The organism is Gramella sp. KN1008 (assembly GCF_004332155.1).
GTDB lineage: Bacteria > Bacteroidota > Bacteroidia > Flavobacteriales > Flavobacteriaceae > Christiangramia.
On record NZ_SJDV01000003.1, the window covers coordinates 301,900 to 317,392 of the forward strand.

A 15,493-nucleotide genomic window follows, 5' to 3' on the forward strand; every position below is an offset into this window, starting at 1 on the left:
TAATTTTCTAAGAAATGACCTTTACTTCACATATTGTGAGGGTTTTACGTTAGTCTTTTTTCGGAGAGCAAACCGATTAGGCCCAATACCGGACCAAACGCCAGAAAAATGAATAAAAATATAGGAGATATATTCAGTATTAAAAAGTTAAGTAATTGAATGCTCAGAATGGTAATGGAAAAGCCAATACAGTTAACAATTGTCAGGGCGGTACCCCGGGATTCCGGAGGTGTGTTTTGGGCGACCAGGGTAGAAAACAGAGGAGAGTCTGCTACTACTACCAGTCCCCAGAAACTAAGGAAAGTAATTAGCAGAACCTGGGAGTTCAGCAGGAATACCAGGGGAGATATAAGACAGCACAAGCCTGAAAAAAACAGGGCCGAACCCGCCGTTCTTTTCGTTCCGAGCTTTTCTGCAATATAGCCTCCAATTATACAGGCCAGCCCTCCCAGACCTATGATGAAGAACGAAACAAGCGAGACGCTGAATTTGGTTCCCGGATTTATTAGCTGATAATAATTAAGTATTGCCGGAGTAAATGCCCAGAATGCATATAATTCCCACATATGCCCAAAATAACCGAATGCCGCAGCTCGAAAACTACGATTTTGAAAAACCTTGTAAGCTAGTCCTAAATCGGCCTTCTGTCTTTTGGAACGATAAGGGCCATCAGGTATCAGGAACCAAATCAAAAACCCTCCTAGTACTGCCAGAATAGAAGTAAAGATGATGACAGATCTCCAGTTTAACAGGATACTTCCTGAGACCTCTTTCAGTAGATGCGGAAAAGCGGTACCTATAACCAGGGCACCTACCAAATAACCAAGAGATCTTCCCAGGCCTTTGTCAAAATAATCAGCCGCTATTTTCATGCCTACGGGGTAGATCCCTGCCAGTGAAAAACCGGTTAAAAAACGGAATAGCAATAAACTGAGCAGATTGTTGTTTTCCAATAATATTCCCAGGTTAAAGATGGCGCCGAATATTGCACATGTGAAAAACACCTTAGAGGGAGAAAATCTGTCTGAAATAGTTAAAAAAGCAAAACTTAATGTTCCCAGAATAAAGCCAAATTGTACTGCAGAGGTAAGATGGCCCAGGGCTTCTTTATTCAGGTCAAAACTTAGAAGGAGATCGTTCATTACTCCATTTCCTGCAAACCAGAGCGAGGTGCAACAGAACTGTGCAATAACAATAACAGGTAATATTCTACGAGCTGCTTTCAATACCAAGTTTCTTATAGAATACTACCTGTTTCATATGGCAATTATACTAATTTAATCTTTCAGTCCCTGGTCGGGGAGATTTACGTCTTCATCCTTTAGATATTTGTCCAGGAAAAGCCTTATCTGCCTGTAGCCCTTAATCTCATTTTCCTTTTTTATGAAACCGTGTCCCTCGTCTGGGAATACCATATATTCAACTGGGACATCATTATTCTTAACTGCCGCCACGATCTCATCAGATTCAACCTGGAGCACTCTCGGGTCATTTGCTCCCTGTAAAACCATGATTGGATTCTTCACATTTTGGGCATGGAATAATGGAGATATTTTTCTAAGTCTTATGGAATCCTGTGTATTGGGATCACCAAGTTCTTCATATAATGCATTTTTAAATGACTCCCAATACGGTGGAATGGACCTAAGCGTTCTTAACCAGTTGGTCACGCCAAAGATATTCACCCCTACCTCGAATTCGTCAGGTTCAAAAGTCATTGCGGCCATGGTCATATAACCTCCATAACTTCCGCCAATAATCCCTATTTGATCTTTGTTTATATAATCCCGGGAAGCCAGCCATTTTTTGCCCCATATTACATCCTGCAGATCTTTTTCTCCGTGGTTCTTATCGTCCATTTTGTAGAAACTGGCGCCATACCCACTACTTCCACGGTTATTTACGGCCAGTATGGCATACCCATGATTTGCCAGATATTGAATAAGAGCAGAATATCCTACACGGCTTTGCCCTCCAGGACCACCATGAACCCATACTAAAGCTGGTTTTTTATTATCTGGTGATGCATTTAAAGGTTTGTAATAAATGGCGGGAATTTCCAGACCGTCAAATGATTCATACCTCACCACTTCTGCCGCAACCAGATCATCAGGGTCTATTTCAGGGTTTAGGGTATTGGTGAGTTTTTTTAAGTTGTTTGTTTTAAGGTCAAGAACATATATGTTATTTGGAGTTTTAGAGGTTCCCACGGTCAACCTTAAAAGTTCTTCGCTGTCAGAGAATCCGGCAGAAACGATATTCCCATCAGGGATCTCCGGTAGATCAATAGCCTCCTGGGTTTTATTTTCCCACATTATGAGTTTATTCGCTCCGTCTTCATTTATCGCGATCACTCTGTATTTGTCATTTTCACTTAAGCTGCTGTACATGACATCCCAGTTGGTCTCGTAAAGGACTTTTGAAGTTTTGCTATCAGGATCGTATGCCATCAAGCTACTGAATTCCCCTCCGTGGTTCGTGGTATAATAGAATTCTGTTTCATCTTTATTGAACCCGGTAGGACTGTAATTGAATCCGGGTTTTGATATTTCGGTCATTTCTCCTGTCTCACGATCCAATAGAAATAGTTTATTCTCACTGGTAGTAATAGACCTGGTTAAAGAAATATATTTCCCCGAATCAGAAATATCCGCGATTCCGTATCCTTCTTTATTTTCATACAGCAATTCCGGCTCCCAACTTCCAACTTTCATCCTGTAAAGATCAAAGAACTGTGGGTTGCGCTTGTTGGAAATGTAGTACATATACTGATTGTTACCGCTCCAGCCTGCAAAGCTCACTTTTTCATTTTCTCCCGGAGTAAGATCTGTGGAAGAACCATCGGGTTTGAGAAGATATAGGTGATTAATTTCATTTCCTCCTTTATCGGCAGAAAAGAGAATATTATCACTCCCAGGAACATAGTCTACGGCAAAGAGTGATTCTTCAGCCGAATTGGTAATAGCTTTTTTTGAGCCATCAGCAATATTGATCTCATAAAGATTAAAAATTCCGGATTCGTCACTGCTGATCAGCAATTTGGTTTCGTCATTGGAGAATTGACCACCGGCTACCCTGGTATTCTCGTAAAATTGTTCAATACTGTATTTTTTGGGTTTGGTTTCCTGCGCAAAGACAGTAATGCACAGGAGCATAATAAGGAAACTTGCTTTTTTCATTTTTTGGTTGTTTAAGTTTGGAAAAAAGTTCTAGTGGTTTGAGAACTATTTAAATATACAAAAATGAAAATTTGGAAGCCGAAAAAATTTCTGCAAAGCGAAACTTTAGATCACAGGAATTCCTGATTGTTATTGGTCATTTTATAGGATTCTTCGCCCGTGTGCTTAGTGGAAGCAGGTTCAAAAAGCATTACGTGAACTTCCTCTTCGGCAATGGGTTTATGCTCAACCCCTCGTGGAACTATAAAAAATTCATTCTCGTTTAAAACCACTGTTTTATCCCGGAATTCTATCTTTAACTTCCCTTTTATTATAAGGAACATTTCGTCTTCTTCTTTGTGAGAATGCCATACAAATTCACCTTTTAATTTTGCCAGTTTTACTTGTTGCTCGTTCAGTTCTCCAACTATCCTGGGATTCCAGTGATCAGAGAATTTTTTCAATTTCTCAGCTATATTGACTTTTTCCATTTTTCTATTCTGGATTTTTATGATCGTAGCTCAATACTCTTTTAAGGATCCATTCTTCGTTTTCCAGTAGCCAGACATGAGTGAACTTTGCCGTGCTGGTCATATAAAGTTCTTTTCCAGGCTCTTTGATAAAAAAGTCATGAATTCCTTTCTGAATAGCGCCATAGAGCTTTCCGTTCTCGTAAAGTGGAAAAATCTCCAGACTGGCTTCGCGAAGTTTTCGAATAGGCTTCTCATCTGGTTTCCCGCAAATATTATTTTTAACCGCATCAAGGAAATCCTTTTTATTCGTGGTTAGGCCTCCCTGGTCGTGGTAGAACTCCAGGTCTTCGCTAATAAAATTCTCAAACTCTGTTATTCTGCATTTATTAAATCCTTCCTTGAAGAGAAGACTGTCTTTTTCGAGTAATTTCTGAAAAAGTTCAGAATCTTCGCTTACCTGTGTATATGCAGGAACTAAGGTGAATTGTAAGAATAAAATTAGTATAATATTTCTCATATATCTATCAGGTATAAAGATCATTTCAAAAATAGTGTTTACTTTATTTAAAATTCAAAATAGCGATTATTTGTCGATGTTTTGTTTAAAGAAACTTATATTTCAGGGCTTATAATCCATATTTTTAAATCAATGTATAAATCTATTTTCAGTTTGGCGCTGGTCCTTTTCTTTGGCAGTGCCGCAGCTCAAACCTCACAAAACTTTGAATATCTTGATATTTTTCAATTAGAATATGCTGAAGATCCGCAGATATCACCAAATGGCGAATATGTGGTATACAGGCGAACCGGTTTTGATATAATGAAAGATAAACCAAAAGGTAACCTATGGATCGTTGGGGTGGAAGAGCCAGAAATCCACCATAAGCTAAGTGCCCGTGAAGTGAATGAAAACAATGCCCGCTGGTCTCCTGCAGGAGACCGTATAGCTTTTGTAAGCAGTACCGATGAGGGTAGTGAAATATATCTTTACTGGACTGAAACAGGGGCTATTGCGCGACTTACCCAGTTGGAAAACAGTCCGTCTTCACTTGAATGGTCTCCTGATGGAAAATCAATTGCCTTTACCATGAAGGTAAATGCAAAGGCCCCCGTGATCGCTAAAATGCCTGAAAAACCTGAAAAAGCAGAATGGGCCAAGGCTCCAAGGATCACTGACCGTCTAAAACATGAAGCCGATGGGAGCGGTTATATAAAACCTGGTTTTACTCATATTTTTACCATTCCTGCTGAAGGTGGTACTGCAAGACAACTTACGAGTGGTGATTTTAACCATTCAGGAAATCTTTCCTGGTCATCAGATGGCAGTAAAATATTCTTTTCTGCTAACCGAAATGAAGACTGGGAATACGATTTCAGAAACAGCGAAATATATTCTGTAGATGTCCAGAATGGAAACATAGATCAATTAACTGAAAGAAGCGGTCCAGATTATTCTCCTGTAGTTTCCCCGAACGGTAAATACATAGCCTATCTTGGTTTTGAAGATAAGGTGCAGACATATCAAACAGATAAATTACAGTTAATGAATATTGACGGGAGTGGGAATAAGCTAATCTCTGGTGGTTTGGATCGCAGTGTAAGCGACCCTGTCTGGGATGCCAAAAGCAAAGGGCTTTATTTTAAATACAACGACCTAGGGGTTACCAAGATCGCCTATATTGATCTTAAAGGAAAAGTGACCGATATCACCACAGATGTAGGGGGTACAACTCTCGGGAGGCCATATGCAAGCGGGAGTTACAATGTTTCGAATGGCGGAGAAATAGCTTATACAATGAGTAAACCTGATAGACCCGCTGATGTCGCTGTAATTGAAAAGGATGATAAGCCTAAAATTCTTACCGGTGTGAATGAAGATCTTTTGGCCTATAGAAACTTAGGGAAGGTGGAGGAGATCTGGTATAAATCATCAGTAGACCAAAGAGATATTCAGGGATGGATCGTATATCCGCCGGATTTCGATGAGACGGAAGAATATCCATTACTGGTGGAAAATCATGGTGGCCCGATCCTTAATTATGGTCCGCATTTTTCTGCCGAGATCCAGTTATATGCATCTCAGGGTTACGTGGTGTTTTATCCAAATCCCCGCGGAAGTACAAGTTATGGTGAAGAATTCGGAAATTTACTATATAATAACTATCCCGGTGAAGATTATAATGATGTAATGGATGGGGTAGATGCTGTCATCGGAAAAGGCTTTATAAATACAGATGAACTTTTTGTTACGGGAGGTAGTGCCGGAGGGATCATGACGGCCTGGATCATTGGGAAAACCGATCGGTTTACGGCTGCTGTAGTGGCAAAACCCGTAGTGAACTGGATAAGCAAAACCCTCGTAGCCGATAATTATTTTGGTTATGCCGAATCGCGATACCCGGGACAACCCTGGGAGAATTTCGAGGGCTACTGGAAATTTTCACCTTTATCCCTGGTGGGAAATGTGGAAACTCCAACCATGGTTATGGTAGGTATGGACGATCTGAGAACTCCTCCAAGCGAGGCAAAACAGCTTTATCATGCATTGAAACTAAGGAAAGTTGAAACCGTATTGGTAGAGATTCCGGAAGCCTCTCATGGAATTGCGGCAAGACCAAGCAATCTCATTACCAAGGTGGCGCACACCCTGGCATGGTTTGAAAAGTACAGGTCTGGGAGTAATCAGGATTGATCATTATCCCTGCATTCAAAACATTCAATCAGAGAATTATTAAGGTTAAGCTCTTCAGATCCTTTCAGGGGTTTGGTGAGCTTTCCTTTTCTCTGGATGATCTCATAGAAGTTCCTGGCGTATTCCTGCAGGTGTTTTCTCCGGTTTTTAATCTTGGATGTTATTTCCTTCTTATCCAGCTCTGAGATTGCTTCAGGCCAGACATGGAACGCCTGATCTATTTTCTCATCGCTCATAACTGTTTGGAGCTCTTTAGCCTGTTCAATAAAAACTTCTTCAGGAGTCTTCAGCAGAAAATAACGGTCAAATGGATAAACGAGCCCTGGCATATAATCCACTTCTTTTTCGAAAGGTCTTACGAGGGGTTCGATGTTCTTGTTGGTAAGGATCTCTGAAACCACTCCGCTAAGATTGAAAAAAGCATTATCCCTGTCACCCGCGATAGGAATAGCTTTCATATCACCATTCATTTCCTGAATGGCCCATCCCCATTGTTCAGCATGTCTGTCCCAGTCACCAATCATGATATCGAACAACCTAAGCCTTACCAGGGCCTTCCTGTCTATATTCAGCTTTTCTCCATATTCCAGTTTTAATTCCTGTAAATCATCAGTTTCTATGATCTCTTTTATGTTATTTAATGAAGTCCAGTTCTTTTCACCTTCCGTTTCATATTCGAGAAGATAAAGGCGGTTACCATATTTTTGATTGAATTCACCCAATCTCTTTTGTTTAGGGACAAACACAAGTTTAGGATGAGTATGAAAAACTCCGGCAATATCCGACAGTTCTGCAGCCAGGAGTGCGCCATAGGGATGCTGGGCAGAAATCCCATCAACTATTATATTTTCAAGGCCCAGGGTTTCCGCTATTTCGGGAATTAATTGTTGTGGATCTTTAGTAACGCTGCGCAGACTGTATAAGGTTCCATTATCACTTTGAACTCTTAAGGAATGTGTTTGTTTACCGCCACCTTCTTTAACGATCTCCATTCCGCCGTAAAGCGTATCCAGATATATGATAGGCACCTGAACGGGAGTAGCCCAGGCTTCGCGGTAATTTTCGCCCTGCATAAATTGTTTAATCGCATCGGCTTCGTAGAGACTGCTTGCTGCTATGAGAACCGAATCATGCTTTTGGAAATCCACTTTCTCCAGATCCTCAAAGTTCTCTATTGTGCAGGTTTCGAATTCTTTATCGGTGCTGGAAACCGACCAGTATATTAATAAAATGAATAAAATGAAAAGAATTGCGATAAAGATGAATATCTTTTTCATTTAAGATCTGTTTAATGATTTCCGGACCTTAAAACTATGACATTGCAGATGAAAAAGCTTCCTAAAAAAAGTTATAATATTCAAAAAAAAAGCCGGAGAGATAGGATGCTTTTTAGTCCATTTTGAGTTCACTTCTTTTATTTCTGAGATCCGGGCCACCCTGCAGTACAGATTTTAAGTTCAACATATAAAACGTCCATCCTGTCTTACATCCAGTATAGAAATTCATTCTTGACTCTTCATCTGTAGGAATATTTTCCTGTACAAGCCTGAGGATGGTCTGGTTGTTTTCCTTTACTAAACTAACCCCAACGATCCCGGCTTTACCAAAAACGAACCTTAAGAACTCACCGGATTTCGGTTTTAATAATTTACCGGTTTCTTCAATATTTTCCGGCCATCCATGCCATTGCCATCTGTAAGTATCTCCTGGCTCAATCATTTCAGTTCTCGCTCTTTGGGTTCCTTCCGCAGATTTGAACTCGGCAAGTTTAAGGAACCATTTTTCCAGATTTTCCTGGGTTAACCAGAATTCGCTGATTTTCTCTTCCGGTTGATTGATAGGAAGATTAACCGTGAAATTACTCCAGTCTGGTTTTTTCTTTTCTTCCATGACTTTGACTTTGAAAATATGGATAAAACGGATTGACGAATGTTTTATAAATTTAAAGAAAAATATCATGTCCGGAAACTATAAAGTACCTGATGAGACTAGAATTGGTCATGTGCACCTTAAGGTTTCAGATATTGAGAAAGCACTGACATTTTACAGAGATCTCCTGGGTTTTAAGATTACTGAAAGAATTGGAAATAGTGCTGTTTTCTTATCTGCTGGAGGATACCACCATCATATAGGATTGAATACCTGGCACAGTGAGGGCGGGTCTAAAGCGACAAAGTCGGGTGTAGGTCTTTTCCATGCCGCGATCTTATATCCCACCCGTGAGGATCTGGCTGTTGTGGTCAGGCGTTTGTTTGAAAAGGGTTATCCTCTAGAAGGAGCGGCCGATCATGGTGTTTCAGAGGCTATCTATCTTGATGACCCCGATGGAAATGGGATTGAACTATACTGGGATAAACCAAGAGAAGAATGGCCGGAAGATGATAAAGGAGGAATTAGAATGTATACACATAGATTAGATCTTAAGTCTTTGCTTGAACTAGTTTGATAGATGAAATATTTCCAATGCGTAATATCATATAGTAGGGTTTTAACTAATATTTATTGATTTTTTATTCCCCTAATTTTAGTGTCTAACCAATAAAATTAAGGTCATGAAAATGTTAGTTAAAATTATCTGCCCCATAGAACCTTTTAACTCAATGGTCAAAGATGGCTCGGCAGGGGAGGTCCTTGGCAGGATAATAGAAGAGACTAAGCCAGAAAGCATTCATTTTACTGAGATTGAGGGATGCCGCGGAGCCATTATGGTAGTCGAGGTTGGCGGAGCCGGTGACATTCCAGCTATTGCAGAGCCCTGGTTTCTCAATTTTGAAGCTATCTGTGAATTCAGGATCGCAATGACACCCGATGATCTTATGAAAGCAGATCTTGAAAATCTGGGTAAAAAATGGAGTTAGAGTTTGATCAGATAAAAATCTGATCATTATCCACCCGAAATAGCCGGATAGTATTTTCTCTTTAGCCAGAATGATACCCTAACCAGGAGAATAAGAGCGGGGACTTCAACCAGAGGTCCTATAACGCCGGCAAAAGCCTGACCGCTATTCAGTCCAAATACCGCTATGGCCACAGCAATGGCAAGTTCAAAATTATTTCCTGCGGCAGTAAAGGAGATAGATGCGTTCTTATCATATGAGGCTCCCATTGCTTTACTCATAAAGAAACCAATGATGAACATTAGGCTGAAATAAATGAGCAGCGGAATGGCAATTCTTACCACATCCATAGGTATCTCAACAATCAATTCCCCTTTTAACGAGAACATAAGCACGATGGTGAAGAGAAGAGCGATAAGCGTCATCGGAGAAATTGTGGGAATGAACTTATTTTCATACCAGCTTTCACCTTTAATTTTTACTAGGATAAGACGGCTAAGGATTCCCATAGCGAAAGGAATACCAAGGTAAATAGCTACGCTTTCAGCAATGGTGACAATGGAAATATCCACGATGGCTCCTTCAAAACCCAGTAAAGGTGGTAGCTTGGTAATGAACAGCCACGCGTAGAAACTATAAGCAAACACCTGGAAGATGCTGTTAAGCGCAACCAGGCCTGCACCATATTCGCTACTGCCTTCAGCAAGATCATTCCATACCAGAACCATGGCAATACATCTTGCCAGACCTATCAGGATTAGACCTACCATATATTCCGGATGGTCCTGTAAAAATAGAATGGCGAGGAAGAACATCAGTAGCGGACCAACTATCCAGTTCAGGATCAGTGAAATACTAAGGATCTTTACATTTTTAAAAACTTTAGGCAAAAGCCTGTACTTTACTTTGGCCAGGGGAGGATACATCATCAAGATAAGTCCCACCGCAATTGGGATATTGGTGGTGCCCCGATTGTATGAATTGATGTTTTCAGGGATCCCCGGAAATAAATATCCTAAACCAACTCCGATTCCCATAGCCAGGAAAATCCAAAGCGTTAGATTCTTGTCTAGAAAATTTAATTTTTTTGCCATTCTATTTTATATTTTTAAATACGTAGATCATTTCCGAAGCGATCTGGTCGCTGCGTTCATCATATTTCCCTGGCGCCTGTGGAGTTTCATCAAAGTCTTTTGGATCCTTATAGTCCAGCGGAATCCTGGCATCTGCTCCCGGGATAAAAGGGCAGTTTTCATCTGCATGAGAACAGGTCATAACAGCGGCAAAACCTTTCGATGGATTTTCCTCCGAATCATAGACCTTTGAGTAACAAATCAATGGGTCGTCATTTTTGCTAAAATGGACCATGATTTCAGGATTGTCACCAGGCTTGGATTCTATTCTGAAACCTGCACGCTCCAGGGCGTTTATCGCATTTATATGGAAGGCAGTCTCTTCGGTTCCTCCTGAAAAGCATTCGGTATCTAAACCGAAATATGCTGAAACTGCTTTTGCCCATACCTGGCCCAACTGACTCCGTCTCGAATTATGGGTACAAATAAAATTAATGAGAATAGGGTTGCCTTTATCCTTTTTATGCTGAATGAAGGACATAAGTGGCTTTAGGACCTCTTTTCTTTCAGAGGAGATGGTATGATTTTGCAGAGCCTGAATCTTTTTCTGAATTTCAGGAAATAAATTGAGCTTGGACATATATAAACTGGTTTAGCAGCATCCCGAATCCGGGGTGCAGCATGCATTTTGTAGGTCAGATAATTTTATTTTCGGTTTCTTTTTAGGTATTCCACATTTGTCCTTCGCCAGGCAATCGGTTCTGGTATTGTGCATAAGGAAGTACCTTCCATCAAAATCAACCTCATATTTTTCGATGCTTTTGCCCTGGTATTCGATCTCTATTTCATAATCGGGAAGATCCAATTTATCCTTGGCGAGTTCGATTATTCCGACCAGTTTTTCGGGATGAAGACGGTGGTTGTAATCATTGGCCTCCCAAAGCTGAAAAGAAAGTTTTTCTTCATTTCTAATTGTTCCTCCGCAATCTATAAACTGTTTGTTGATCTTACCTATTTCGGTCACATGAAAATGTTCCGGTAAGAGTTCACCTGAGGGTAATCTAAATTTGAGTTCACTTAGTCCGGATAAGTTGTTCCTGAATTCTGAAAGTTTCATAATCTTATCTTTTAGCAACAATTACCTGGATCACAATCTGCAAGCCTGTCAAACATCCCATTGAAAAGCTTCTGTACGCTTTCCCACTTTTTAGGGTTTATACAATAGCTCATGGAAACCCCTTCAATATTTCCCTGAATGAGGTCTGCATTTTTAAGTTCTTTCAGGTGCTGACTTATGGTTGACTGGGCAAGCCCTAATTCATTTACCAGATCATTATTGATGCATTTATTCGATTCTAACAAGTATTGTATGATGGCGACCCTTGCCGGATGAGCAAAGGCTTTTGCCAGGGTAGCAAGTTGATTCTGTTCTTTGGTGAAAAGATCTGTTTTGGTAATTCCCATAGCTAAAATCGTATATTGCAATATTACGATGAAAGGGGAAGGAATCCAAGGTTTTGCGCTGAAAAATTAAAGGGATAATCTTTTTCCTCCAAGCGAAGCCGATTCATTGATCTTTTCTACTATCGCAATATCTTTAAGCCCCTCTTCTCCCGGAACCAGTACCGGGCTATCATTGATAATGGCCAGGGCATCATCATCCATTTGTACGGCCTGCTGGTTTTTGCCCATGGGTGCTAAAATTTTACCGTCACTTGTTTTTCCTCTAACGCCGGAATAAGCCTGCATCGGCCTAAGATAATACCATCCTCTTTCGCAGGTGACCTCCAGATTGTTCAAATTTTCACCAAAACTTGTTTTACCTTCTACCATTATTCCTTCTGGAAATTCAAGTTTAAAATTAGTAGTCTCATCAACTTCGTCAAAGATCTCAGGCCTCTTGGTAGACTGAGTTGCCGATACGGCAACAGGTTCTAAACCCGTGGAATATCGAGCCGCATTGATAGGATAAACGCCCATATCATAGATCGCTCCACCACCCATTTCCTTTTCCAACTTCCACGGGTTAATGGTTCCGCCATTGTACCCTGCTTCAGAGATCACATGACGGATATTGCCATAGGGTTCTGTTTCGGCCCATTTCATAAGGGTCTGGGTATTGGTCTCGTGCTGCATTCTGTAACCAATTGAAAGTTTTACATTATTTTTTTTACAGGCATCAATGATCTGCCGGCATTCTTCAGATGTTCTGGCCATAGGCTTTTCACACCAAACATGCTTGCCGGTATTTGCAGCTTTAATGGCATATTCGGCATGCAGGCCGGTTGGTAGAACTATATAGATCACATCGATATCATTGTTGTTAGCGATCTGATGCATATTCTCGTAATTGTAAACATTGGAGTCTTTTATTCCGTAACGCCTTTGCCATACAGGGATCTTTTCGGGACTTCCGGTAACTATTCCCCGTAATTCGCAGTGATCGGTTTGCTGAAGGGCGGGGGCGAGCAGATCCGTGCTGTAATAGCCCAGGCCGACAAGGGCAACTCCCAGTTTTTTATAAGAATTAGAAGAAATGCAGGCGGGAAACGGTAACATCGCTGCTGTTAGAAAAAGCCCTGACTTTTTTAGAAAATCCCTTCTGTTATTCATAAGTATATGCTTTTCTGTAAATTAATGATTTTTAAGAAAATAAAGAATCTTAAGTGGTTTAGTATTCCAGTTAAACGAATCTGGCCATTTGAAATAATAAAAAAAGCTGTCGTCGGGACAGCTTTGGTATAATGGATTAAGCAATCCTAATAATAGGTATAAGTGGTAGTTTCACCGCTTGTTTCCCTTTTCACCGCTTTTCCTTCAGTATCAAACTGGTAAGTAAAACTATAGGACAGATCTGTGCCGTTTTCCAGAATCCTGTAGGAACCTGGAAGATTCTTCTGTGCTATAAGCGTTGGAACTATCTCATTCACAGGGAACCAGTTAGGTTTATCTATATAATTATCATGGTAGCGCTGTGAAATTACGGCATATCCATCTATAGAGTTATCAGGAATAAAGGTTATTTGCAGTCTTAAATTTCCGTCAGGAAAATATAGATAGGAGTATACAAAAGATTCCTTGTATCCACCATTAGGATCCTGATGATAAACATGTTTACTGCCAATATTTCCTTCCTCATTATAATTGTATTCAGAAAAGGAAGTTTTTATACCATTTTGGATGATCTCAGAACTGCGGATGATATCACCATCCCAGTAAAAATATTCATCATGGTTTTCACTATAGTTGATCCTGGCTATTTTTCCATACCAATAAGAATAGGTTTCTGTACCGGTAAGAAGGTTTGGAGTCTCTTTGCTCCATTCAATTTTATGAATTCTACCCTCAGGAGTATAGGTATAAGAGTTTTTTACCTTCCAGTTGCCCGTTATGGTTTCAAAGGATTTTGGCTTTCCATAAAGTTCATCATCTATGAGTTCTACAGCCAGATCTTTTTTCACTCCCATGCTAAAACCTTCAGATACTGAATAAAGTTGGAATGCGATTTCCTTCATTCCTTTTATAATATTATCATCGTCGGGGGTAATATTGAATGAAGCAAAACTGGCATTCTTCTCAACACTAATGCTTATAATCTTATTTGTTGCAGAAGGTGTGGTGTAAAAATTTAATCCTTCAGGGATCGTAATAGCTAATTGAATTTGACCGTCTTTTATTGCCGGTTTACTGAATTCAAGTTTTACTTCTAAACTACTGGAATTTTCAAACAGGGTAATATCCTCTCCGAATTCTACTGTTACATTGGAGGGTTGAGGAGAGGGTTCCTGTGGCGGTAAATTTTCATCATCTGTAGAACAGGCTGTGAGTAGGATAAATAAAATACCAGAACCAAAAAGAATATGTGATTTCATTTTTTAGATTTTAAATTTAAAATAGACGAATAGTTGCACCGTATTTCCAATTTTTCTGCCTGGCAGCAATTGAAGATGAGGAAGTATCTATCTGGTTCTTTATCTAAAGTTGAAAAACATAATCGACTATTGGCGTAGGAATTTGATACAGGAAGGAGAAAATTTTTAGGGCAACTTATCTGAGAATTCCCATCTGTATTTTCATAATATACTCATATACACCGAAGTATAAAATTAGTCATTTAGATAATTAAAGCTTCGTTAAATTTTTAAAGAAAATTAACCACGTCCCGGAATATTCTTTCTTAAAAAGGGTTAATTATCATAAAGTCAACAATTCCTTAACGCTTAATTGGCATGAGCCAGCCTGATCCCTACTTAATTTCATCCTCAGAACCAAAACTATTACATGATGAAACGCTTTATGAAGTTAAGAAGCATTGCTGTACTTTTCGTTATTGGGTTTATACTTTTATCCTGTAATTCCAATACCCAAATTGCCGATTCTTCGGCTATAGAATCAGAGCCGGTTATGAAGAACCCGGTTATCAAGAAAGAACCGAAAATCTTCAGGAACGAAGTAAAATATACCCTGGACTCCCTAAGTTCAACAGCAGATATTGACAGCCTTTTTAAAGACTATAATGATTCACAAATAAAGAATATACTGGCTCTTAATCGTATAGAAAAAAGCAGGCTGAGACCCAACAGGCCATTGGTTATCCCGGAATGTGCTTCGGCAGAGTTCAATACCTACAGTCCTTTTCCTGAGAATGTGCATTTTTTAGAATGTATCCCTAAAACAGTACTTATTTCTCAACGGGTGCAGGCTTTCGGACTGTATGAAAACGGTGAGCTTGTTAAATGGGGACCCGTAAGTACCGGGAAACGTTCTACCAGAACTCCAAACGGACTCAATTATGGAAATTATAAGGCCAAGCGTAAGATAAGTACTGTAGACCAATCCTGGATCATGCCATATTATTTCAATTTTATGAACTTTGAAGGAATTGGGGTTCACCAGTATTCCATGCCGGGATATCCTGCCAGTCACGGTTGCGTGAGACTGTATATGGAAGATGCTCAATATATCTTTGACTGGGCAGAGATGTGGGAGATGGAGAATGCTAAGATCACAAGAAACGGGACGCCGTTTATGGTCTTTGGTGAATATGACTATAATTCTCAAAAGCCCTGGTATCATCTTGCACAGAATATGAAAGCCAACGATCTTACCCAGGAAGAAATTGAAACCTTGAAAGATTATGTGGAACGTTACCAGGAAGATCCCCGAAATTTTCCAAATATGACTGAAGAGGGAGCAAGGATGGAACTTGCGAGCTCCTAAATGATAAAAAATTTAATTAATTTGGCAGGTAAATATTTCA

At 39.9% G+C, this 15,493-nt stretch carries 16 protein-coding genes; 4 read left to right on the forward strand and 12 right to left on the reverse strand.

Annotation, left to right across the window (positions count from 1 at the left end):
* Positions 1-44: 44 nt before the first annotated feature.
* From EZJ28_RS07220 to EZJ28_RS07235, 4 genes are all read right to left on the reverse strand, one after another.
* Complete coding sequence (locus tag EZJ28_RS07220) at positions 45-1,226, reverse strand: nitrate/nitrite transporter (protein WP_131396358.1); 1,182 nt, start codon at positions 1,224-1,226, stop codon at positions 45-47.
* Positions 1,227-1,277: 51 nt separating this feature from the next.
* Positions 1,278-3,179, reverse strand: coding sequence for a S9 family peptidase (locus EZJ28_RS07225; protein WP_131396359.1), 1,902 nt, complete (start codon positions 3,177-3,179; stop codon positions 1,278-1,280).
* 110 nt (positions 3,180-3,289) lie between these two features.
* Complete coding sequence (locus EZJ28_RS07230) at positions 3,290-3,649, reverse strand: cupin domain-containing protein (RefSeq protein ID WP_131396361.1); 360 nt, start codon at positions 3,647-3,649, stop codon at positions 3,290-3,292.
* 4 nt (positions 3,650-3,653) lie between these two features.
* Entirely contained in the window at positions 3,654-4,148 is a 495-nt protein-coding gene (locus EZJ28_RS07235) for a DUF4440 domain-containing protein (RefSeq protein WP_131396363.1), read from the reverse strand.
* Between the two features lie 132 nt (positions 4,149-4,280).
* Between EZJ28_RS07235 and EZJ28_RS07240 the strand changes: the two genes are divergently transcribed.
* Positions 4,281-6,323 (forward strand): S9 family peptidase, encoded by a 2,043-nt coding sequence (locus EZJ28_RS07240; RefSeq protein ID WP_131396364.1) that lies wholly within the window; start codon positions 4,281-4,283, stop codon positions 6,321-6,323.
* Here the strand turns inward: EZJ28_RS07240 and EZJ28_RS07245 are convergent.
* Together EZJ28_RS07245 and EZJ28_RS07250 are read right to left on the reverse strand one after the other, a co-directional pair.
* Positions 6,314-7,600 carry a hypothetical protein gene (locus tag EZJ28_RS07245; protein ID WP_131396366.1) on the reverse strand — a complete coding sequence of 429 codons (1,287 nt, stop codon included), beginning with the start codon at positions 7,598-7,600 and terminating at the stop codon, positions 6,314-6,316. The genes EZJ28_RS07240 and EZJ28_RS07245 overlap by 10 nt on opposite strands.
* Before the next feature lie 112 nt (positions 7,601-7,712).
* A complete protein-coding gene (locus tag EZJ28_RS07250; protein WP_165499044.1) occupies positions 7,713-8,213 on the reverse strand; it encodes an SRPBCC domain-containing protein in 501 nt (166 codons plus the stop codon).
* A 67-nt stretch (positions 8,214-8,280) separates the two neighbouring features.
* Between EZJ28_RS07250 and EZJ28_RS07255 the strand changes: the two genes are divergently transcribed.
* Together EZJ28_RS07255 and EZJ28_RS07260 are read left to right on the forward strand one after the other, a co-directional pair.
* On the forward strand, positions 8,281-8,769 hold the full coding sequence (locus tag EZJ28_RS07255) for a VOC family protein (RefSeq protein WP_131396369.1): 489 nt from the start codon (positions 8,281-8,283) through the stop codon (positions 8,767-8,769).
* Between the two features lie 106 nt (positions 8,770-8,875).
* Complete coding sequence (locus tag EZJ28_RS07260) at positions 8,876-9,181, forward strand: panthothenate synthetase (protein WP_131396371.1); 306 nt, start codon at positions 8,876-8,878, stop codon at positions 9,179-9,181.
* Positions 9,182-9,207: 26 nt separating this feature from the next.
* Here EZJ28_RS07260 and arsB read toward each other — a convergent pair whose 3' ends face one another.
* From arsB to EZJ28_RS07290, 6 genes are all read right to left on the reverse strand, one after another.
* Positions 9,208-10,254, reverse strand: coding sequence for an ACR3 family arsenite efflux transporter (arsB, locus tag EZJ28_RS07265; RefSeq protein WP_131396372.1), 1,047 nt, complete (start codon positions 10,252-10,254; stop codon positions 9,208-9,210).
* A 1-nt stretch (position 10,255) separates the two neighbouring features.
* The gene (locus EZJ28_RS07270) at positions 10,256-10,873 is read right to left on the reverse strand and encodes a protein-tyrosine-phosphatase (RefSeq protein ID WP_131396374.1); all 618 of its coding nucleotides are present in this window, start codon (positions 10,871-10,873) and stop codon (positions 10,256-10,258) included.
* 12 nt (positions 10,874-10,885) lie between these two features.
* A complete protein-coding gene (locus tag EZJ28_RS07275; protein ID WP_131396375.1) occupies positions 10,886-11,350 on the reverse strand; it encodes a DUF6428 family protein in 465 nt (154 codons plus the stop codon).
* Between the two features lie 11 nt (positions 11,351-11,361).
* On the reverse strand, positions 11,362-11,697 hold the full coding sequence (locus EZJ28_RS07280) for a helix-turn-helix transcriptional regulator (RefSeq protein ID WP_131396377.1): 336 nt from the start codon (positions 11,695-11,697) through the stop codon (positions 11,362-11,364).
* Between the two features lie 66 nt (positions 11,698-11,763).
* Complete coding sequence (locus EZJ28_RS07285; protein ID WP_131396378.1) at positions 11,764-12,846, reverse strand: Gfo/Idh/MocA family protein; 1,083 nt, start codon at positions 12,844-12,846, stop codon at positions 11,764-11,766.
* Between the two features lie 146 nt (positions 12,847-12,992).
* Positions 12,993-14,105: a hypothetical protein gene (locus EZJ28_RS07290; protein ID WP_131396380.1), complete on the reverse strand. Its 1,113-nt coding sequence runs from the start codon at positions 14,103-14,105 to the stop codon at positions 12,993-12,995.
* A gap of 409 nt (positions 14,106-14,514) precedes the next feature.
* Between EZJ28_RS07290 and EZJ28_RS07295 the strand changes: the two genes are divergently transcribed.
* Positions 14,515-15,453, forward strand: a complete 939-nt coding sequence (locus EZJ28_RS07295) for a L,D-transpeptidase (protein ID WP_242670083.1) — start codon at positions 14,515-14,517, stop codon at positions 15,451-15,453.
* Positions 15,454-15,493: the final 40 nt, after the last annotated feature.

Bases quoted from the DNA above. Each gene is read 5' to 3' on its own strand.
- EZJ28_RS07225 (WP_131396359.1), bottom strand. From the start codon at position 3,179: ATGAAAAAAGCAAGTTTCCTTATTATGCTCCTGTGCATTACTGTCTTT.
- EZJ28_RS07230 (WP_131396361.1), bottom strand. From the start codon at position 3,649: ATGGAAAAAGTCAATATAGCTGAGAAATTGAAAAAATTCTCTGATCAC.
- EZJ28_RS07235 (WP_131396363.1), bottom strand. From the start codon at position 4,148: ATGAGAAATATTATACTAATTTTATTCTTACAATTCACCTTAGTTCCT.
- EZJ28_RS07240 (WP_131396364.1), top strand. From the start codon at position 4,281: ATGTATAAATCTATTTTCAGTTTGGCGCTGGTCCTTTTCTTTGGCAGT.
- EZJ28_RS07245 (WP_131396366.1), bottom strand. From the start codon at position 7,600: ATGAAAAAGATATTCATCTTTATCGCAATTCTTTTCATTTTATTCATT.
- EZJ28_RS07250 (WP_165499044.1), bottom strand. From the start codon at position 8,213: ATGGAAGAAAAGAAAAAACCAGACTGGAGTAATTTCACGGTTAATCTT.
- EZJ28_RS07255 (WP_131396369.1), top strand. From the start codon at position 8,281: ATGTCCGGAAACTATAAAGTACCTGATGAGACTAGAATTGGTCATGTG.
- EZJ28_RS07260 (WP_131396371.1), top strand. From the start codon at position 8,876: ATGAAAATGTTAGTTAAAATTATCTGCCCCATAGAACCTTTTAACTCA.
- arsB (WP_131396372.1), bottom strand. From the start codon at position 10,254: ATGGCAAAAAAATTAAATTTTCTAGACAAGAATCTAACGCTTTGGATT.
- EZJ28_RS07270 (WP_131396374.1), bottom strand. From the start codon at position 10,873: ATGTCCAAGCTCAATTTATTTCCTGAAATTCAGAAAAAGATTCAGGCT.
- EZJ28_RS07275 (WP_131396375.1), bottom strand. From the start codon at position 11,350: ATGAAACTTTCAGAATTCAGGAACAACTTATCCGGACTAAGTGAACTC.
- EZJ28_RS07280 (WP_131396377.1), bottom strand. From the start codon at position 11,697: ATGGGAATTACCAAAACAGATCTTTTCACCAAAGAACAGAATCAACTT.
- EZJ28_RS07285 (WP_131396378.1), bottom strand. From the start codon at position 12,846: ATGAATAACAGAAGGGATTTTCTAAAAAAGTCAGGGCTTTTTCTAACA.
- EZJ28_RS07290 (WP_131396380.1), bottom strand. From the start codon at position 14,105: ATGAAATCACATATTCTTTTTGGTTCTGGTATTTTATTTATCCTACTC.
- EZJ28_RS07295 (WP_242670083.1), top strand. From the start codon at position 14,515: ATGATGAAACGCTTTATGAAGTTAAGAAGCATTGCTGTACTTTTCGTT.